Genomic DNA, 20,460 nt, shown 5'->3' with positions numbered 1-20,460 from the left:
CGCTGCGCGTGCGCGGGGAAACCGTCGACGAGATCACCGGGGCGGTTTCGGCGATGCGATCCATGATGCTGCGGGTCAAAGCGCCCGCGGATGCGGTCGATGTCGTCGGCACCGGCGGCGACGGATCAGGTTCGGTAAATGTTTCAACCTGCGCGTCGTTCATCGTCGCAGGAACCGGCGTGCCCGTCGCCAAGCATGGCAACCGCGCGCTATCCTCCAAATCCGGAGCGGCTGATTGTCTGGCTGCGCTGGGCATCAAGATCGACCTCACCCCTGAACAGGTCAGCCGCTGCGTCAACGAGGCCGGGATCGGCTTCATGTTCGCGCCCGCGCATCATCCCGCGATGAAGAATGTCGGCCCGACCCGCGTCGAGCTCGCAACCCGCACCATCTTCAACCTGCTGGGACCCCTGTCCAATCCCGCCGGCGTCAGGCGGCAGATGGTCGGCGTGTTCTCGCGGCAATGGGTGCAGCCATTGGCGCAGGTGCTCAAGAACCTCGGCTCCGAATCGGCATGGGTCGTTCACGGCTCGGACGGTCTGGACGAGATCACCCTCGCCGGTCCGACCTTCGTCGCAGCGCTCGAGAACGGCAATATCCGCACTTTCGAAGTGACGCCGGAGGACGCCGGACTCGAGCGGGCCGGTGGCGACGCGCTGAAGGGTGGCGACGCCGGAGCGAACGCGGCCTCCTTGCACGACGTGCTTGAAGGCAAGCCCGGAGCCTTCCGCGATGTTGCGCTGCTCAACGCGGCGGCGGCCCTGATCGTCGCGGGCAAGGCGAAGACTTTGAAAGACGGCGTCGCGCTTGGCGCGAAATCGCTCGACGGCGGCGGTGCAATGAACAGGCTGAAGCAGTTGATCGCGGTTTCCAACGGGTGAGGACTTGGCGTGAGGACGATGGCGTGGCCGACATCCTGACCAGGATCGAAACCTACAAGCGCGAGGAGATCGCGAGCGCAAAGCAAGCACGTCCCCTCGGTGAGGTCACGGCCGCCGCGAAGGCTGCCGCGCCGCCGCGCGGCTTCGTCCAAGCCATCCGCAGCAAGCTTTCCAAGGGAGAATATGCCCTGATAGCCGAGGTCAAGAAGGCCTCACCATCGAAAGGCCTGATCCGCGCCGACTTCGATCCGCCTTCGCTCGCCCGAGCCTATGAGGCCGGCGGCGCGGCCTGCCTCTCCGTTCTCACCGACGCGCCTTCCTTTCAGGGCCGTCTCGATTTCATGGTCGCGGCCCGCGCCGCGACCTCGCTGCCGGTGCTGCGCAAGGACTTCATGTTCGACACCTATCAGGTCGTCGAGGCACGGGCGCATGGAGCAGACTGCATCCTGATCATCATGGCCGCGCTCGACGATACTGCTGCGAAAGACATCGAGGCCGCCGCGCTCGATCTCGGCATGGATGTGCTGCTCGAAATTCATAACCGCGAGGAACTGGATCGCGCGCTCAAGCTGCGTTCGCCGATGATCGGCGTCAACAACCGTAACCTGCGCACATTTGAAACGACGCTCGAAATCAGTGAAGCGCTGGCGCCGCACATTCCGAAAGATCGGCTGATGGTCGGCGAAAGCGGCATCTTCACGCCCGCCGATCTCGCGCGGCTCGAACGGGTTGGCATCTCCACCTTCCTGGTCGGCGAAAGCCTGATGCGGCAAGCCGACGTCGCCGCCGCAACCCGCACGCTGCTCAAACATGCATAGCCTTCGCCTTGTTTCCTTCTCCCCTTGTGGGAGAAGGGGCGAACCAGCCCAGGATTTGATTGACATGGCAGACAAGAAAAACAAGACCGCCGGGAAAGACAAACCCGCCCTCACCCACATCGATGTCAAAGGCGAGGCGCGGATGGTCGATGTCTCGGCAAAGCCCGCAACCGAGCGCGTCGCCGTCGCCGAGGGACAGGTCATCATGACCAAGGCGACGCTGGCCTTGATCGAAAGCGGCAACGCCAAGAAAGGCGACGTGCTCGGCACCGCGCGCATCGCCGGCATCATGGCCGCCAAGCGCACTTCGGATTTGATCCCGCTCTGCCATCCGCTGGCGCTGTCGAAGGTCACCCTCGATATCGAGGCCGACAAGAAGATCCCCGGCTGCCGGGTGCGCGCCAGCGTTAAAGTCTCGGGTCCGACCGGCGTGGAGATGGAAGCTCTCACGGCGGTCTCCGTCGCCTGCCTGACGATCTACGACATGATCAAGGCGGTCGAACGCGGCGTCCGGATCGATGGCATCCACCTGGTCGAAAAAAAGGGCGGCAAGTCTGGCCACTATCTCGTGACAGATACCCCATCGGAACAGTAGCGCCGGCGCGAGCGGGCCGTCGGGCGGCTTTGGCTCCCTCGTGCCGTTGTATACGAGCCGCAAGTTCGGTAGATGATTGACGCATTCCGCCAGGCACGTCCCAGGAGAATAAGGTCATGGCCCTGATGGCAGTCGCCGACGCCCTTGCGGCTGTTCTCGCCGGAGTCGAACCACTCCCGGAGGAAACAGTAGCTCTCGAAGCCGCGCATCGGCGAGTGCTGGCGCGCGATCTTTCCTCACGCCGCACTCAGCCGCCGGTCGCAATGTCGGCGATGGACGGCTATGCCGTGCGCGCAGAGGATATTGCGACGATTCCAGCACGACTGCAGGTGATCGGCGAGAGCGCCGCGGGACGGCCGCTGGAGCGCGCGATGCGTAGCGGCGAGGCCTTACGGATTTTCACCGGCGGCGTGGTGCCGGACGGCGCCGATACCGTCGTGATCCAGGAAGACACCGAACGCGACGGCGACGATGTCATCGTCAAGGACGCCACCGCCCCCGGGAAGAACATCCGTCCTGCCGGGGTGGATTTTCGTGAAGGCGACGTCCTGATCCGGGCCCGCAGCCATCTCACCGATCGTCATCTTTCCCTTGCTGCTGGCATGAACTATCCGGACCTGCCGGTGCATCGCCGCCCGAGAATTGCCGTGCTTGCGACCGGCGACGAACTGGTATTGCCTGGCGCGACGCCCGGTCCAGGCCAGATCGTCCTGTCCAACGGCTACGCGCTTCGCGCCCTCGCCCGGGCCGAAGGCGCCGAAACGATCGACCTCGGCATCGCCGCCGACACGATGGACGCCACAACAGCCGCGATCCGCCGGGCCCGCGACAGCGGCGCCGACATTCTCGTCACGACCGGCGGCGCATCGGTCGGCGATCATGATTTCGTGAAGCGCGCGCTCGAGGCCGAAGGCGTGCAGATCGCATTCTGGCGGATCGCGCTGCGGCCGGGCAAGCCGATGATGCACGGACGCCTCGGCGCGATGTATGTGATGGGCCTGCCCGGCAACCCTGTCTCGTCCTACATCTGCGCCTTCCTGTTCATGGTGCCGCTGATTCGCGCGCTGTCCGGGCGCGAGGACATCCACCATCGCGTTGAACCGGCGGTGCTCGGAAGCGACGTTAGCGCCAACCAAGCCAGGCAGGATTATCTGCGGGCCCGCCTCACGCACTCGACGGACGGGCTGCCGATCGCGACGCCGATCGGACATCAGGACAGCTCGCTGATGGGAAAGCTCGCTGCGGCGGAGGCTCTCATCATCCGCACGCCGTTTGCGCCGGCCGCAAGCAAAGGCGAGCCCTGCGCCATCATTAAGCTCTCTCTGTCATAAAGCGTCGCTTTGTTGACCTTAAATTAAGGGTTGCGGAACACATATCGAACATATAGTGTCTGTTCATGATTTGTTTCAACTGCTCGTGCCTCGGATGCCAAGGGCTGCAGACCCGACATCCCGTCATCGGCAGGAACCACCAACCAGGGACTGGGTCGGGATGCTGACGCGCAAACAGTACGAACTCCTGCGTTTTATCAACGAACGACTGAAAGAATCCGGCGTGCCGCCCTCGTTCGATGAAATGAAGGACGCGCTCGATTTACGCTCGAAGTCCGGCATTCATCGCCTGATCACTGCACTGGAAGAGCGAGGCTTCATCCGCCGCCTGCCCAATCGCGCCCGCGCCATCGAAGTTATCAAGCTGCCGGAGCTTGCCGCAAGCGGCGGTGGCCGTCGCGGTTTCACACCGAGCGTCATAGAGGGCAATCTGGGCAAGGTTCGCCGCAACAGCGGGGGCAGCGTTGAGGACGGCGAGCGTCCGGTCGCCGTTCCGGTCATGGGACGGATCGCAGCCGGCACGCCGATCGAGGCGCTGCAAACGTGCAGCCACACCATCAGCCTGCCACCCGACATGCTCGGCACCGGAGAGCACTACGCGCTTGAGGTGCGGGGCGATTCCATGGTCGAAGCCGGAATCCTCGATGGCGATCTGGCGTTGATTCAGCGCAACCAGACCGCCGACACCGGCGACATTGTCGTTGCCCTGATCGATGACGAGGAAGCGACGTTGAAACGCTTTCGCCGTCGCGGTGCTTCGATCGCATTGGAGCCGGCGAATACCGCATACGAGGTTCGCATTCTTCCGCCCAACCGTGTCCAGATTCAGGGCAGACTGATCGGTATTTACCGCAAGTACTGATTTCATCCGGAGCGAAAGACTTGCGACGGACCAGCTTCTCAATCGTCCGGCTGGAGATCCTCGGGTGCCGGCGTGGCGTCGGCCGGAGGCTCCGATCTTGATTGCAGCCGTGCCGCCTGTTCATCGGCGGCCGCGGATGACCAGGGACGCTCGAGGCCGGCAGGCCGGACGGCGACAACGGCAAAGCGGGGTCTTGAAGTACTGTCGGTTGAAACACCGGATCCTGAAGCACCTGGGGCTCGCCACAAGGCAAGGGCGCCTTCGCGCCGCAGCCGGTTTCGATCGATCACCTGCGCGCGGCAGCCCTCCGGAGCCTCCCACTGCGTCACCATAAGCTCCGCCCGCACGCAATCATCCCGCATCGCCTCAGGACGCCGCGTCAGCGCGACAAGTCCACCTCCGCTCAACTTGACCACGCAACCCTCATCGTCGCATGAGACGCCCTCTGCCAGCGCGGGATCGGCAGGCCCACGCTCGTCCCCGTCGGCGGCGAGCCATTCCCTGACAGCGAAAGAATCCTTGCCCGCGCTGACGAGGCGCAGGCGGCCGTCCTCACCCCTCACCGCGACGTTGCGACCTTCCGCGGAGATCAGGATATCCGGCGGTGTCGCCGCAAGTGACCACGCGACCGCCAGCCCGCTGATGACGACGCCGCTCCAGCGCAGCGGCGTTCTCAGAAGTCCGAGCAGAATGATGCCCGCTGTCGCCGCGAGCAGCGGCCCCGCTCCGAAGGCCGAGACGCGGCCGATGGCGCCCGGCAGCTCCGTGACCCCTTGAGCCACGGCAACCATCCATTCGATGCCAAAATCCATCAGCCGCCAGAACACGCCGTCGAAGCCGAATGGCATGGCCGCAAGTCCGAGCAGTCCGACCGGCATCACCAGCGCCGAGACCACCGGCATCGCCAGCAGGTTCGCAACCATGCCGTATGGCGTCACACGATGGAAATGAAACGCGACATAGGGCGTGGTCGCGAGTCCGGCCACGAATGAGGCCAGCGCCAGCATGGCGATTTCGCGTCCACCCCACAGGGCGGCCTTCGCCGTCGGCGAGTGATCGGGCGTTGCGAGCATCTTCGGCATGCCGACCTGAACCAGCGCCACCAGCCCGAGCGTCGCCGCGAACGACATTTGAAAGCTCGGATGGATCAATGATTCCGGCGCCATCGCAAGCACGATCATTGCTGCGACCGCGAGCGTGCGAAACGTAATGGCGCGCCTATCCACCATGATCGCAATCAGCACCACCGCCGTCATGAAGAACGAGCGTTGGGTCGCGACTTCGGCCCCCGACAGCAGAAGATAGAAAGCGGCCGCCGCGAGCGCCGCCGCCGCAGACCACTTCTTGATCGGGAACGTCGCCGTCAACGCCGGAACCAGCGCCAACAGCGCACGCACCGCGAAGAACACCACGCCGGCGACGACGGCCATGTGATAGCCGGAAATCGAAAGCACATGGCCTAGTCCCGAAATGAACATCGCGTCATTAACGGGCGTCGTGATGGCGTCGCGCCGTCCCGTCAGGAGCGCTGTGGCAATGGCCCGCGAATCCCCACTGAGAACAAGCCGGATGCGGGCGTCGATGGCGTCGCGCAACTCCTGCATCAAGGTAGCATAGCGCAGCATGAGCCCGCCGCCAGACGGAGGGCTCACGGTCTTGATGGCGCCCATCACGAAGCCGGAAGCGCCGATGCCATGGAAATACATGTCGCGGGCGAAGTCGAAGCTTCCGGGCCGCACAGGCATAAGCGGCGGCTGCAACCGCGCTTTCAGCTCCACGAAGCTACCGACGGCGGGCGCGGCGCCTTTCCTGACCGATAGCCGCACGCGCTCGAGCCTGACGTGCGACCGCCGGCTGTCCATCCGAACGACGCGCAAGACAAACCGATCGGTTCGCTCGCGCACCTCCCTGGTTTCGATGAAGCCCTGGAGCAGCGGTGTGTACATCGGCCGCGTCAGGACAACGTGCGAGACCTGTGCCGTCCTGACCGTGGCGGCAGCGAACCCTGCGACAACCGCCGCAACCATGGCGGCGGCGGGAAATGCCCGATGCCGGCGCAGGAGCAGCGCCGTCACGAACAACGCTCCGGCGATCACGGAGACGAACCAGGCAACGGGCTCATGACCTGCGGAAAAATAGATCGCAATACCCGAGCCGAACGCCACAGGCACCCATGGCAGGAGGCGAACGGCTGCCGCTTCCGCGCGAGCCCAGGCCCGGAACCGCGCGACGATTGCCGGCGACACGCCCGAAGGGGTTTGCGAAGGAACGGCGACGGCTTGCGGCGTCGGCCACGTTCCCGCGCGCCCTCCCCTCCGATCGCGAGCCCTGCCCCGCTCCGCCATGCAGTCGCCCCTTCACCGCCCTAGTGTCTGATTCAACTGCGTTGAATCGGACTCGTCGCTTATCTTTTTGTTTAAGCATGATCTTTTCCGAAAAGCGGTTTCCGCTTTTCGGGATCATGCTCCTAGAGTCTTTCGCCGCTTCACGGAAGCGGTGAAAAACTCTCGCTTTGTGATTTGACGCGTTTTCTTGACGCGAACCGGATTCCACTTCGCTTGAAAACGCTATAGCGGCGATGCTAGTGGAAGAAGATGTAAGGCGAACAGTGGAACGGATGCGGAATACCCGCGAAATCAGGAACCGGTCGCCGCAACCTTGGCCCAGGTGTCGCGCAGGCCGACTGTCCGGTTGAACACCAGGCTGCCGGGAGCAGAGTCCTTATCCCGGCAAAAATAGCCCTGCCGTTCGAACTGCACCGGATCCTCGGCATCTTCTCGGGCGAGAGCGGGCTCAACCATGCAACCGGACAAAGTTTGAAGCGATTGCGGATTGAGTTGGGATACGAAGTTCGCCGCGTCGGGCTGCTCAGTATCGAACAGATGGCCGTAGAGTCTGATCTCGGCCGGCACGGCGTCCGCCGCGTTCACCCAATGCATTGTGGCCTTCACCTTGCGGCCGTCAGGCGCATTGCCCCCTCTGGTCGCCGGATCGTAAGTGCAGCGGAGTTCGAGCACTTCGCCCGCGGAATTCTTCACCACGTCGCGACACGTGATGAAGTACGCGTACCGCAGCCGCACTTCCTTGCCCGGTGACAAGCGGAAGAACTTCTTCGGCGGATTTTCCATGAAGTCGTCCTGCTCGATAAAAATCTCGCGCCCGAATCGTATCCATCGCGTGCCCTGCGAGGGATCATCGGGATGGTTCACCGCCTCGAGTTCCTCACTCTCGCCTTCCGGATAGTTCTCGATCACGACCTTGAGTGGACGCAAGACGGCCATGCGACGCGGCGCGCACCTGTTCAGAGCCTCGCGAATGGCGAAATCGAGCATCCCGACGTCGACCGTGCTGTTCGCTTTCGCGACGCCGATCCGCTTGACGAACTCGCGCAGCGCTTCCGCCGGTACGCCGCGCCGCTGGAGGCCCGCAAGCGTGGGCATGCGAGGATCGTCCCAACCCGCGACGTGACCACCGCGAACGAGCTCGGTCAGCACCCGCTTCGACAACAGCGTATGCGTGACGTTGAGCCGGGCAAATTCATACTGATGCGGTCGCGACGGCACCGGAAGATTGTCGAGCAACCAGTCATAGAGCGGCCGATGATCCTCGAACTCCAGCGTACAGACGGAATGCGTGATGTGTTCGATCGAGTCGGACTGCCCATGGGCGAAATCATAGCTCGGATAGATGTTCCACGCGGTCCCCGTGCGCGGATGAGCGGCGTGTAGAATCCGGTAGAGCACTGGATCACGCAGGTTGACGTTGCCGGAGGTCATGTCAATTTTCGCCCGCAGAACCCGCGCGCCATTGGGAAATTCTCCGGCCCGCATCCGCGCGAACAGCTCAAGATTTTCATCAACCGGCCGGTCGCGGAACGGGCTGTTTCTGCCGGGTTCGGTCAGCGTACCGCGAGCCAGCCGGATTTCCTCCTGCGTCTGATCATCGACATAGGCCTTTCCTGCGCGAATGAGGTGCTGCGCCCACGCGTAAAGCTGCTCAAAATAGTCAGAGGTATAATAGAGGTGTGTTCCCCAATTGAAGCCCAACCAGCGGACGTCGCGCTGGATGGCGTCGATGTATTCCTGCTCCTCCCTGGTCGGATTGGTGTCGTCGAAGCGGAGGTGGCAACGCCCACCAAAATCCTCGGCAATGCCGAAATTCAGGCAGATCGATTTGGCGTGTCCGAGATGCAAATAGCCATTCGGCTCCGGCGGAAACCGGGTGACGATGCTCTTGTGTTTTCCGGATGCAAGGTCAGCGGCCACGATATCGCGTATGAAATCCCGGCCCGCTTCCGCAGTCGATTCGTCGGTCATTGTGTGCCCTTCGCTCTGAGCCTATGTGCCAAATCCATACGCGGTCGCCAAGGGCCGAGATGCCGGCAGCCACGGAACGGCGGCGTCCGGAGCATTCCGCTTGGGATAGAAACGGACAAAACAGCTCTTCGCTACATTGACGCCACGAAGCAGGCCAGTTAGCCGTGCATGCGAATCCTGGGCGTGGTAAACGCCCCGCCGATATCATCTCCAAAGTGTCAGATACGCCACAATGACAGCCCCCGTCGTTACACGCTTTGCGCCCTCCCCGACCGGTTTTCTTCACATCGGCGGCGGCCGGACCGCGCTTTTTAATTGGCTCTATGCGCGCAAGCACGGCGGCAAGATGCTGCTCCGGATCGAGGATACCGATCGCGCGCGTTCCACGCCGGAAGCCATCGATGCGATCCTTGACGGGCTGACGTGGCTGGGAATCGAGTGGGACGACGACGTCGTGTACCAGTTTTCCCGCGTTGCGCGGCATCGCGAGATCGCCGAGCAGCTGCTAGCCGAGGGCAAGGCTTACCGGTGTTATGCGACCTCGGAAGAGCTGTCCCAGATGCGCGAGAAGGCGCGGGCCGAAGGTCGCGCCAAGCTTTACGACGGCCGCTGGCGCGATCGCGACCCGTCCGAAGCACCGCCGGACGTCAAGCCAACCATTCGCCTCAAGGCGCCTCTGACCGGTGAAACCGTGATCGAGGATCAGGTTCAAGGGCGCATTGTCTGGCAGAACGAAAATCTCGATGACCTCGTGCTGCTGCGCGGCGACGGCACGCCGACTTACATGCTCGCCGTCGTTGTCGATGACCACGACATGGGCGTGACGCACATCATTCGCGGCGACGATCACCTCATCAACGCGGCCCGCCAGAAGCAGATATACGATACCCTTGGATGGGCTGTTCCGATCATGGCCCACATTCCGCTTATCCATGGCCCCGACGGCTCGAAACTTTCCAAACGTCACGGCGCCCTGGGAGTCGATGCCTATCGAGCAATGGGATATCTGCCGGCGGCGCTCCGCAACTATCTGGTTCGGCTCGGCTGGAGCCACGGCGATCAGGAAATCTTCTCCACGCAGGAAATGATCGAGGCGTTCGACCTGCCTGCTATCGGGCGCTCCGCTGCACGTTTCGACTTTGCCAAACTCGAGAATCTCAACGGGCATTATATCCGCAATTGTGACGATCACGCGCTGATGAGGCTGTTCGAGAATGCGCTTGATTACGTTCCGCGCGGAGCAGACCTCAAGCCAAAACTCAACGATGTCACACGAGCGCAACTCCTGCGCGCGATGCCCGGACTCAAAGAACGGGCCAAAACCCTCATAGAATTGATCGAGGGCGCTCGATTCATCTTCGCGGATCGACCTTTGACGATAGAAGCCAAAGCCGCAGCGTTGCTGACGCCGGAGACACGCGCACTGATCGGAAGGCTTCGCGCAGACCTTGAATCGGTCACCTCGTGGACCGCGGAGACGACCGAAGCCGCGATGCGGACTTTTGCCGAACAGAACAATCTCAAACTCGGCGCAATCGCACAGCCGCTTCGAATCGCGTTGACCGGCCGAACGACATCGCCCGGCATATTCGACGTCCTCGCCACGCTCGGAAAAGAAACGTGTCTGGCTCGGCTCCGTGATCAAAGCTCACCGTAGTACCCGCCATCCGATTTCTGGCGATCTTGCGGTGCACACAGCAATACGATACCCCTTTGCGCGGCGCTTTTTTGATGGCCGATTAGTCTCCCTTATCGAGAGAGACCAGGCGATCCGCAACGATCTCATCGGGGGGCTTCACGATGAACGCAACGAGCACAAAAACCGCAACGTTGACGGTCGATAACAAGACGTACGAGTTTCCCGTACTGAGCGGCACGGTCGGACCCGATGTCATCGACATCGGAAAGCTCTACGCGCAGGCAGGCATGTTTACTTATGATCCCGCGTTCACGTCCACCGCCAGTTGCCAGTCCACGATCACCTATATCGACGGCGACGAAGGCGTGCTCGAATATCGCGGTTATCCGATCGAACAACTCGCGGAAAAGGGAGACTTCCTCGAGACCTGCTATCTGCTGCTCTACGGTGAGCTGCCCACGAAGTCGCAGAAGAACGATTTCGATGAGCGCGTCACCCACCATACCATGGTCCATGAGCAGATGACGCGGTTTTTCCAGAGCTTCCGCCGCGATGCTCATCCCATGGCGGTCATGGTGGCTGCGGTCGGTGCGCTCGCCGCTTTCTATCACGACTCCACCGACATCAACGATCCGAAGCAGCGCATGGTCGCGTCAATGCGCATGATCGCGAAAATGCCGACACTCGCGGCAATGGCTTACAAATATACGATCGGCCAGCCGTTCATATATCCGAACAACTCTCTGAGCTTTGCCGAAAACTTCCTCCATATGTGCTTCGCCGTGCCGTGTGAGAACTATAACATCAACCCGGTTCTGGCGGACGCGCTCGACAAAATCTTTATTTTGCATGCTGACCACGAGCAGAACGCATCGACATCGACCGTGCGCATCGCCGGCTCGTCAGGCGCGAATCCATTTGCGTGCATCGCCGCCGGAATTGCCTGCCTGTGGGGACCCGCGCACGGCGGCGCTAACGAAGCGGCGCTGACGATGCTTTCCGAAATCGGAACAGTGGACAGGATTCCGGATTTCATCGATAGGGTAAAAGACAAGAACAGCGATGTCCGGCTGATGGGCTTCGGACATCGAGTCTACAAGAACTACGATCCGCGCGCGAAGATCATGCAAAAAATGTGTCACGCGGTGCTCAACGAGACGGGCCACGGCAACGATCCGATGCTCAAGGTGGCGTTGGAACTGGAAAAGATCGCCCTGAACGATGAGTATTTCATCAATCGCAAGCTTTATCCTAACGTTGACTTCTATTCGGGCCTCACCCTGAAAGCGATGGGCTTTCCGACCTCGATGTTCACGGTGCTGTTCGCGGTTGCGCGCACCGTCGGCTGGATCAGCCAGTGGAGCGAGATGATCGAGGATCCGCAGCAGAAGATCGGCCGTCCCCGGCAGCTTTACACCGGCGCGACCCGGCGCGACTACATCGACATGACTCACCGCACGTAGTTTCGCGGAGCCATGAAGCCTCGCTTCTGATCCATCAGAAGCGAGGCTCATATCCGCTGCTCGCCTAAGTCCGTCCGCCGCGACTCCCGCATGACCTCGATCACGATATCGGCCGCGCGCTCACTCGGCGAGCGCTGCCCGGTGGCCATGATCGCATCGAGCCTGGCGAACGCCGCGAGCTGACGCTGCCGCATCGGTGAATCCGTCAGAACCTCGCGCAACGCCGTCGCGAGCTTGTCCGGCACGCAGTCATCCTGAAGGAATTCAGGAATGACATTCTCGCCGATCACGAGATTGGCCAGAATGACCGATGAGGCGCGAATGACACGCTGCGCGATCCACGCCTCAACCCTACCCGCTTTGTATGCGGCAACCATCGGAACGCCGGCCAAGGCAAGCTCGAGCGTCACGGTGCCCGACTTGGCAAGCGCCGCTCGTGCAACGCGGAACGCGGCGCGCTTGTCATCCTCTCCGACCACGATCCTTGCTCGACCCGGCAACCTTGCGAGCGCCGCTGTGACCTCGTCGACGAGATGCGGCGTCGTGGGCAAAATCACGTCGATGTCGGGGTTGCTCTGCTTCAGCACCTCAATGGTCTCGCCGAAGACGGAAAGGTGATGACGGATTTCACTGCGCCGGCTTCCGGGCAATACCAGAAGCGTCGGGGGGGACGCATCGCGCCGCTGACGTTCCCGTGCATCCGGCCGCAGCAATTCGACCTGCTCGATCAGCGGATGGCCGACATAGGTGCAGGGCGGCCCCCCGAGCCTGCAATATGCTTCCGGTTCGAACGGCAGCAGCGCCAAAACGTGGTCCACATAGCCGAGCATGGCCCGCGCCCGGCCGGGCCGCCACGCCCACACCGAAGGGGAGACGTAGTCCACAATCGGCAAGCCGCGGCGCCGGGCGCGCACCCGTCTTGCAACGCGATGCGTGAAGTCGGGGCTATCGATAATGACGAGCATGTCGGGCGCAGAGGCGATAACGGCATCCGCCGTCTCGTGAATTCGCCGGATGATCATCGGAAGCCGCTTCACCACGGCTGCGAATCCCATGATCGATAGCTCATCGCTTGGGAACAACGACACCAGACCTTCCCGCGCCATTGACTGACCGCCGACGCCTTCGAACCGTACGGAGTCGCCGCCGCCGAGCCGCCGACGCAGAGCTTTCATCAGGCTGGAGCCAAGGCGATCGCCGGACTCTTCCGTTGCGATGAGGAATATTTTCAGGGGAAGATTTGTGGATGCCTCCTCCGGCATTATGCAGACAGCCCGACAACAAACAGGTTTGATGCGTCCGCCTTGCCGACCAGCGCCTGAGGTTCTGCGACGAGGGTATTACCGGCGACAACGGCCAGGCCAGCCAGACCGGCGGCGGCTGCATTCTCGATTGTTTGCGGGCCTAGCGTCGGCAGATCGTAGCGCAAATCCTGTCCGTGCTTTGGCGCCTTCACAAGCACGCCGCGCGCGGCTTTGGTACGGATTCGTCCTTCGGCGCGCAGTTGGGCGACACGAGCCAAAAGCGCATCCGTTCCTTCGATGCCTTCCACGCCGATCACATGACCGTCAATCACGACCACAGCCTGCCCGACGTCGAAGGGACTGAGGGCGCGCAGCACGTCCAGCCCCTTGGCTATGTCAGCGGCCGCGGATCGATCCGGCGTTTTCCGGGTCAGGCATCCCGCAGGCATCAGCAGATCCGGCGCGATATCCTTGATCCCCATCATTCGAAAACCGTCGCGCTCGAGAATGCGGCCGATCCCCGACAGCAAATGGTCATCGCCGCCCCGAAACGCCGCCAAAACCTGTCCCATGACCCGGATGGTCCCCCAGTCCAGGCGAATCTCCGACAGCGCCGGACGAACCAACGTACCGATGAAAACAAGGTCGCGGCAGTTTTCCGCGCGCAACAGCCGCACCACCTTCCCGATCTGGCCGACCGCGATCCAGTGATGCGGGAAATGCGATACTCTTTCGGGGTCGCATACGCCCTTCAGGGCGAAGAAGACGGGTTTGAGGCCTCGCGCAGTCAGCGAATCGGCAACCGCGAACGGCAACACCCCGCCGCCGGCAATCAAGCCGATCGGAGAGGAAGTATCCGAAACGCGATCAGTCATGATTGGCACGCCGGCTCCGCTATGCGGATCTGTTTGGCCCGCCCTCCGGAAGACAGAGAGGACGATGCTTATCCTCGCCAATAAACGCTAGAATCTCTTCAATGGCAGGATCGTCCGACGCATGAGATTGGACGCGCTGGAGACGGTCTGCAAAGAGACCTGGCCCGTAAAACAATTCCTGATAGAACGACCTGACCTTGGCGAGACGCTCGCGGGTGAACTTACGCCGCCTCATGCCGACAACGTTAAGACCTTCAAGATGGCCATGCTGGCCATTGACGAAGCCGTAGGGAATGACATCGCCGCGGATGCCCGTGAGACCGCCGATCATGGCCTGCCTGCCGATACGCGCGAATTGATGCACGGCGGAAAGACCGCCGATATAGACGAAATCCCCGACTTTGCAGTGTCCGCCCAGCGTTGCCGAATTGGCAAAAATCACGTCATCACCGACCTGGCAGTCGTGGCCGACATGACTGTAACTCATGAAGAATCCGCGCGCGCCGATTCGTGTCACGCCGACGTCCTTGGGCGTGCCGACGTTCATCGTCACACTTTCACGGATCGTGCAGCCATCACCGATCTCAAGGCGCGTCGGCTCGTTCTCGTAACCCATATCCTGCGGCGCGCCACCGAGCGCGGCGAACGGATGGATCGTGCAATTGGCGCCGATGGTTGTGTGTCCCGTGATGGACACATGCGAGATCAGGCGGCAGTTCGGACCGAGGACGACATGGGAGCCGACCATGCAGAACGGCCCGATCTCCGTCGATTCTCCGATCACGGCGCCATCTTCAATCCGGGCGGTAGGATCGATCCTGCTCATCAGTCGGTCAGCATCGCGCCGACGTCGGCCTCCGCGACGATCGTGCCGTTCACCCTGGCGTCACCGTGAAACCACCACATCGTCTTGCGGCGCCCGATGCTGCGCATGTGATATTCGACAATATCGCCGGGCACGACCGGTTTACGAAACTTGCATTTGTCGATCGTGAGAAAGTAAACAGCGCGCGGCTTCTCGGTGCCCTCCACCGACATGATACCAATAACGCCAGCCGTCTGCGCCATGCCCTCAATCATAAGCACTCCGGGATAAACCGGTCGTTCCGGAAAGTGCCCCTGAAACGCAGGCTCGTTGACCGTGACGTTCTTCACGCCGATCCCGCTATGGTCGGCCCGAATATTGAGAACCCGGTCGATCAGCAAAAACGGATAACGATGAGGAAGGGTCTTGAGGATGGTGGCAATGTCCACGTGCTCGAACCTGACCGGCGACTCCATTACTCGGCACCTCGATCCTTCATTCGCTAACTCGGTCCTTTGAAGCGGCTTCGGCCGACCCGGCACCGGGAGCACCATCGCGCACGAGACGTTCCACCGCAATGATCTCGCGAAACCATTGCTTGGTCGGCTTTGCAAAATGACCGCCCCACCGGCCGTTTGGAGGAATATCGTCCTTGACCGCGCTCATGGCGGTCACCTGCGCGCCGTCGCCGATATGGAGGTGATTATTGATCCCGCACTTTGCCCCGAGCGCAACGTTATCGCCGATCGTCAGGCTGCCCGCCAGACCAATCTGCGCCGCCAGCAGGCAGCGCCGGCCGATCGTCACGTTGTGTCCGATCTGAACCTGATTATCGATCTTCGTACCCTCTCCGATAACCGTGTCTCGCAGGCTGCCGCGATCAATGGTCGTGCCCGCGCCGATCTCAACATCGTTCTGGATCAGCACGCGTCCGGTCTGCGGGACTTTCACATGACCTTCCGAGCTAAAGAAAATGAAACCGTAGCCATCCTGCCCGATATGGCAGCCGGGGTGAATGAGAACATTGTTGCCGATAAAGGAGGCTTGAATCGTCGTTCCAGCGCCGACGTTACAGTTTCTGCCGATCCGGACGCCTGGGCCGATCACAGCACCGGAGCCGATAACCGAACCGGTCCCGATCTGCACTTCCGGGCCGATCACCGCCAGCGGATCGATTACGACCGCGTCTTCGAGATGCGCGGACGGATGGATGACGGCGGACGCAGCGACAGCCGCGTTGTCGAACCAGGACTGTGGCCGCAACGTATCGGCATGGAAATCACGGGCGATACTTACGAAGGCACGAAACGGAGCCTTCGAACGCAGGACCGCCACATGGCCTGGAACATCAGCTTCGAAGCGCGGACTGACCAGACAGGCGCCCGCCTTCGTCGCCGCAAGTTGCTCGGCATATTTATGGTTGTCGAAAAACGCGAGATGCATAGGCCCGGCCTGGTCGAGCGAGGCCAGGCCTGTAATTCGAAGGGAGCCGCGGGACGCATCGACCAACTGCGCTCCCGTCGATGCGGCAATCTCCGCTAAAGTCGACGGCAACGGCCGCTTAAAGAATGCCGGTTGCGTCATTCCGTCTGTCGCGGTGCGCGTCGTGTTCACTGTCAGAACGTGGTTCCGCCGCCAAACCTGAACTCCTGCACCCGGTCGTACCTGCCCTTCGTGATCGGCACCGCATAGTCGAAGCGAAGCGGACCGAACGGAGACTGCCATATCAGGCCGACGCCGACCGAGCTTCGGACCACATTGGTGTCGTCAAGCTGAAGACCCGCACAAGTGCCTGGACTGGTGCTTGACGTGCTTGGCACACAGCCGGGCATATTGAATTCGTTGGTCAGTGCGTACGACGTCGGTCCCTGGTACCCCCAGAGCGAGCCGGCGTCCGCATAAACGGCGCCCTTCAGGCCAACTTCCTTGGGCATGAACCAGAACGGCATCTGCAACTCGACCGATGCGCCCCAGTACTTGGTGCCACCCAAGGCGTCCCTCGTGCTCAGGAAATTGATATCGCGCGGACCTATGCCATATGGCGCGAAGCCGCGCACCAGATTTGGTCCCATCTGAAAGTTATCCAGCATTCGGATTCCGTTCTGTCCGGCATAGGCGCCAACATTGTTCAGAATACCGCCTTGCAGATGGATCAGGCCGACGATGTCGGAGACCAGTGGCTGATAATACTTCGCGTCGAGTGCCGTCTTCAGATACTTGACGTCGCCGCCGACGCCAGCAAAATCCTGCCGGAAATCGATCAACAGACCGCCGGTCGGGTTCTTATTGTTATCGAGGGTGTTGTAGGTCAGCGTGTACCCGAGCATCGAGGTCAGCGTCCGGCCGCGCTCCAACTCCCGGCGGATCGGCAGAGAGGCTTCGCCGTCGGAGTAGCAGCCGAGGCTCGAACCATCCCAGATGCCGTTGGCGTTCATGAAGGCAGGCGAGGGATTGTAGTTCGGACTGCCGAAGTTGTTATTGCAGTTCCGCATGGCGCTTGGCAGACCGATCTCCTGCTGGAAGATCGAATAACGCAGTTGCAACGTCAGATCCTCGCGCAGGCCGAAACCCAGCCGCGGACTGAATCCGAGCGTCTTCATGTTATAGGAAATCCACTGGTTGGAGAGCTGTTCGCGCTGGTAAAGATCGAGCCCGAGCGCGACACGATAGTCCAGCAGGAACGGCTCGACAAACGACAGCGAATATCCCCTCGCCCATTGCCCGTATTGGACCGAGGCCTTCGCATACAGACCGCGGCCGAGCAAATTGCGCTCGGAGACGCTGACTTCCGCAAGTGCGCCCTGAGTCGTGGAAAAGCCGCCGGACACCGAGAAATCGCCGGTCGATTTGTCTTCAACCTCGACGTCGAGAATCACGCGGTCGCTGGAGGAGCCGGGCTCGGTCGTGATCTTGACCGTCTTGAAGAAGTCGAGGTTTTTCAGGCGGCGCTCCGCACGATCCACCAGCGACCGATTGTAGGCATCGCCCTCCGAAATGTCGAACTCGCGCCGGATCACATAGTCCCGCGTCCGGGTGTTGCCCCTGATGTTGATGCGCTCGATATAGGTTCGCGGTCCCTCATCAATCGCGAATACGATTGAGACGGTATGGGCATCGAAGTTGCGATCACCTCGCGGACGCACGACCGCGAAGGCATATCCCCGCCGCGACGCTTCGACTTGCATCTCCTCGACGGACTTCTCGAGTGCTTCGGCGTTGTAGAGCGCTCCGACGTGGACACGAGAAAAACTGCGCAGCGAATTTCCGTCGAACGTCGGAATCGACGACTCGATCGCCACCGATCCGACGCGGTACTGCTGGCCTTCGTCAATCTTGAAGGTCACGAGAAATCCGTGGCGACCGGGATCATATTCAGTCAGGGCCGCGATGATCTGAACATCGGCATAGCCGTGCTTCAGATAAAAACGACGCAGCAAGTCGCGGTCGGCTTCGACCCGGTCGGGATCATAGGTGTCCCCTCCGCCCAGGAAGCTGAGAAAATTCGACTCGTGCGTCTTGATAACGTCCTTCAAACGGTAAGACGAGAACGCCTGGTTGCCGATAAACTCAATCGAGGCGATGCCGGTCTTGTCTCCTTCGACGATCGTGAAGATGAGATCGACGCGGTTGTTGGGCTGTTCGATGAACTCGGGGGTGACGCGCACGTCGTAGCGGCCGGAATGGCGATAGATTTCGACGATTCGCCGGACGTCGGACTGGACCATCGGACGGGAAAACGTACCGCGCGGCTTGGACTGAATCTCCGACTTCAGTTGATCGTCCTTCACCTTCTTGTTGCCTTCGAAGGCAACCCGGTTGATGACCGGGTTCTCGATGACCGAGACCACCAGCCCGTTCCCCACCCGGTTGATTCTGACATCCTGAAACAGGCCGGTCTCGATCAGCGCTTTCAAGGCGCCATCGATGCTGGCCTGGTCAAGGCGCCCGCTGGCATCCGGCTTGAAATAGGAACGGATCGTCTCCAACTCGACGCGCCGGTTCCCCTCGACCGAGATCGACGACAGCGTCTGGGCAACGGCGGGGGAGGACACAAGCGGGACGGTCACGACGGCAGCGACCGGCACGACAATGGCAATCAGGGCGGCGAGCAATATCCCCTTTAACACTCGCATTCCAACATTCATGCGCAACGCGCCCTTATCAATTCTGACGCCGCCCGGTTCCCCATCAGACGGCAGATTCCCATTCGCGCTGCTTGTAGCCAATTTTCCTGTAGTGGCAAACGGCCTTTCGCAATGCAATTCCAATTTAATTCCAAGACGTTGCCCATAAGTCACGCCCGAGTGGCGACGAATCCTGATCAAGCCCAGCCAGAATCAAACGTGACCGATTCCAAGAATTTCAGAGCGGCGGGCGGCTGGAAGCAAACGAGGGATTTTTTCCTCATCCCACCCGACTCACGATCCAGCCAGATGCAGGATATCGTTGTAGGTGGCGAAAACCATCAACATTAGCACCAGACCGAGCCCGACTCGAAAGCCCACCTCCTGGGCACGCTCGGAGATCGGCCGACCACGCACCGCTTCCACCGCGTAGAACAAAAGGTGTCCGCCATCCAGCAATGGAACCGGAAACAGGTTCAGCAGTCCAATCGATACGGAAAGTACGGCGGCGAGATGAATCAGCGCAGCGGTGCCGATCGTGGCGACCTGACCGGAGATCTGAGCGATTCGAAGCGGTCCTCCGACCTGGTCGGCGGCCTCGCGCCCCGTGAAAATTCCGCCGATATAGGCCATCGTGCGGTCGATCACGAACCAGGTTTCCTTAACTCCCAACCATACTGCCGCGGCCGGATTCACATATTCCGTCGTGACGTCTCCTGGCGACGTCGCGCGCGAAATTCCAAGAACGCCGATCCGATACGTGTTTCCGAACCGGTCCTTGATCTCCTTGAGCTCCGGCACTCCCTTGAGATCGATGATGGAATCGCCTCGCTTTACTGCGAATGTCATCGTCTCGCCGGCACTGGTACCGACGATCCGCTGCATGTCGGAAAAGCTGTCGATCTTGTCGCCATTGATCGCGATCACGATATCGCCGGTCTTGAAACCGGCCGCTTCGGCGGCGCTGCCGGCCTGGATCGCGTCTACCCGCGCTGTCGTGCTGGGCTTACCGAGAAACGTGAACAGGCTGGCGAAAATGAGAATCGCGAGGATAAAGTTGGCGATGGGTCCTGCGGCAACGATCGCGGCGCGCCGGCCAACGTTCTTGTGATGAAAGCTGTTCTCACGCTCTTCCGCGGTCATGGAGGCCAAGGCCGTGTTCGAAGGGGTGCTGGCTTCGGAATCATCGCCAAAAAACCTGACGTATCCGCCCAAGGGAATGGCGGAGAGTTTCCAGCGCGTCCCGTGCCTGTCGTTGAAGCCGGCCAGCTCGGGGCCGAAGCCGACGGAAAACGTCAGCACTTTCACGCCCGCCCAGCGGGCGACGAGAAAGTGGCCGAGTTCGTGAAAGAAAACGACGACGGTAAGGATAAACAGGAACGGAACGATGTAGCCGATCAAGCCTGAACTTAGGGTATTGAAACTATGAAGAAAAAACTCGGCCATCCGTTTCCCTCGTCCAGTGCCGGCGGCCCTGTTCACGGTCCGCGCCCAGGCATCTTCCGGC

Annotated in this window: 16 protein-coding genes; 7 read left to right on the top strand and 9 right to left on the bottom strand. The window is 61.3% G+C overall.

Annotated features, from left to right (window positions below; translation table 11 throughout):
• From trpD to lexA, 5 genes are all read left to right on the top strand, one after another.
• The coding region (gene trpD, locus NB311A_RS16875) for an anthranilate phosphoribosyltransferase (protein ID WP_083780502.1) at positions 1-881 on the top strand (881 nt) is incomplete at its 5' end.
• 23 nt (positions 882-904) lie between these two features.
• Positions 905-1,699 carry an indole-3-glycerol phosphate synthase TrpC gene (trpC, locus tag NB311A_RS16870; RefSeq protein WP_040675780.1) on the top strand — a complete coding sequence of 265 codons (795 nt, stop codon included), beginning with the start codon at positions 905-907 and terminating at the stop codon, positions 1,697-1,699.
• Positions 1,700-1,763: 64 nt separating this feature from the next.
• Complete coding sequence (gene moaC, locus NB311A_RS16865; protein ID WP_009799831.1) at positions 1,764-2,294, top strand: cyclic pyranopterin monophosphate synthase MoaC; 531 nt, start codon at positions 1,764-1,766, stop codon at positions 2,292-2,294.
• Positions 2,295-2,410: 116 nt separating this feature from the next.
• Entirely contained in the window at positions 2,411-3,625 is a 1,215-nt protein-coding gene (glp, locus tag NB311A_RS16860) for a gephyrin-like molybdotransferase Glp (RefSeq protein ID WP_009799832.1), read from the top strand.
• Between the two features lie 160 nt (positions 3,626-3,785).
• Positions 3,786-4,487, top strand: coding sequence for a transcriptional repressor LexA (gene lexA / locus NB311A_RS16855; protein WP_009799833.1), 702 nt, complete (start codon positions 3,786-3,788; stop codon positions 4,485-4,487).
• Positions 4,488-4,525: 38 nt separating this feature from the next.
• Here lexA and NB311A_RS16850 read toward each other — a convergent pair whose 3' ends face one another.
• A complete protein-coding gene (locus NB311A_RS16850) occupies positions 4,526-6,832 on the bottom strand; it encodes a ComEC/Rec2 family competence protein (protein WP_040675710.1) in 2,307 nt (768 codons plus the stop codon).
• A gap of 291 nt (positions 6,833-7,123) precedes the next feature.
• A complete protein-coding gene (locus NB311A_RS16845; protein WP_009799835.1) occupies positions 7,124-8,803 on the bottom strand; it encodes a glutamine--tRNA ligase/YqeY domain fusion protein in 1,680 nt (559 codons plus the stop codon).
• Positions 8,804-9,035: 232 nt separating this feature from the next.
• Here NB311A_RS16845 and gltX point away from each other — a divergent pair, with 232 nt between their 5' ends.
• Both gltX and gltA read left to right on the top strand, forming a co-directional pair.
• Entirely contained in the window at positions 9,036-10,460 is a 1,425-nt protein-coding gene (gene gltX, locus NB311A_RS16840) for a glutamate--tRNA ligase (protein ID WP_009799836.1), read from the top strand.
• Positions 10,461-10,603: 143 nt separating this feature from the next.
• Positions 10,604-11,905 (top strand): citrate synthase, encoded by a 1,302-nt coding sequence (gltA, locus tag NB311A_RS16835; protein WP_009799837.1) that lies wholly within the window; start codon positions 10,604-10,606, stop codon positions 11,903-11,905.
• Between the two features lie 47 nt (positions 11,906-11,952).
• Here the strand turns inward: gltA and lpxB are convergent, their stop codons facing one another.
• The 7 genes from lpxB to rseP form a co-directional block, all read right to left on the bottom strand.
• On the bottom strand, positions 11,953-13,167 hold the full coding sequence (lpxB, locus tag NB311A_RS16830; RefSeq protein WP_009799838.1) for a lipid-A-disaccharide synthase: 1,215 nt from the start codon (positions 13,165-13,167) through the stop codon (positions 11,953-11,955).
• The gene (locus NB311A_RS16825) at positions 13,167-14,024 is read right to left on the bottom strand and encodes an LpxI family protein (RefSeq protein ID WP_009799839.1); all 858 of its coding nucleotides are present in this window, start codon (positions 14,022-14,024) and stop codon (positions 13,167-13,169) included. The genes lpxB and NB311A_RS16825 overlap by 1 nt, the downstream gene beginning before the upstream one ends.
• Before the next feature lie 19 nt (positions 14,025-14,043).
• Positions 14,044-14,850, bottom strand: coding sequence for an acyl-ACP--UDP-N-acetylglucosamine O-acyltransferase (lpxA, locus tag NB311A_RS16820; protein ID WP_009799840.1), 807 nt, complete (start codon positions 14,848-14,850; stop codon positions 14,044-14,046).
• Positions 14,850-15,305, bottom strand: coding sequence for a 3-hydroxyacyl-ACP dehydratase FabZ (gene fabZ, locus NB311A_RS16815; protein ID WP_009799841.1), 456 nt, complete (start codon positions 15,303-15,305; stop codon positions 14,850-14,852). Before fabZ ends, lpxA begins: the two co-directional genes overlap by 1 nt.
• A gap of 19 nt (positions 15,306-15,324) precedes the next feature.
• Complete coding sequence (gene lpxD, locus NB311A_RS16810; protein ID WP_040675778.1) at positions 15,325-16,413, bottom strand: UDP-3-O-(3-hydroxymyristoyl)glucosamine N-acyltransferase; 1,089 nt, start codon at positions 16,411-16,413, stop codon at positions 15,325-15,327.
• 32 nt (positions 16,414-16,445) lie between these two features.
• Positions 16,446-18,974 (bottom strand): outer membrane protein assembly factor BamA, encoded by a 2,529-nt coding sequence (gene bamA, locus NB311A_RS16805; RefSeq protein WP_040675707.1) that lies wholly within the window; start codon positions 18,972-18,974, stop codon positions 16,446-16,448.
• 273 nt (positions 18,975-19,247) lie between these two features.
• Complete coding sequence (rseP, locus tag NB311A_RS16800; protein ID WP_040675775.1) at positions 19,248-20,399, bottom strand: RIP metalloprotease RseP; 1,152 nt, start codon at positions 20,397-20,399, stop codon at positions 19,248-19,250.
• Positions 20,400-20,460 lie beyond the last annotated feature (61 nt).

Origin of the sequence: Nitrobacter sp. Nb-311A, from assembly GCF_000152905.1 — a bacterium.
Taxonomy (GTDB): Bacteria; Pseudomonadota; Alphaproteobacteria; order Rhizobiales; family Xanthobacteraceae; genus Nitrobacter.
The sequence above is the reverse complement of the archived record's forward strand: the minus strand, read 5'-3'. Positions and strand labels throughout refer to the sequence as shown.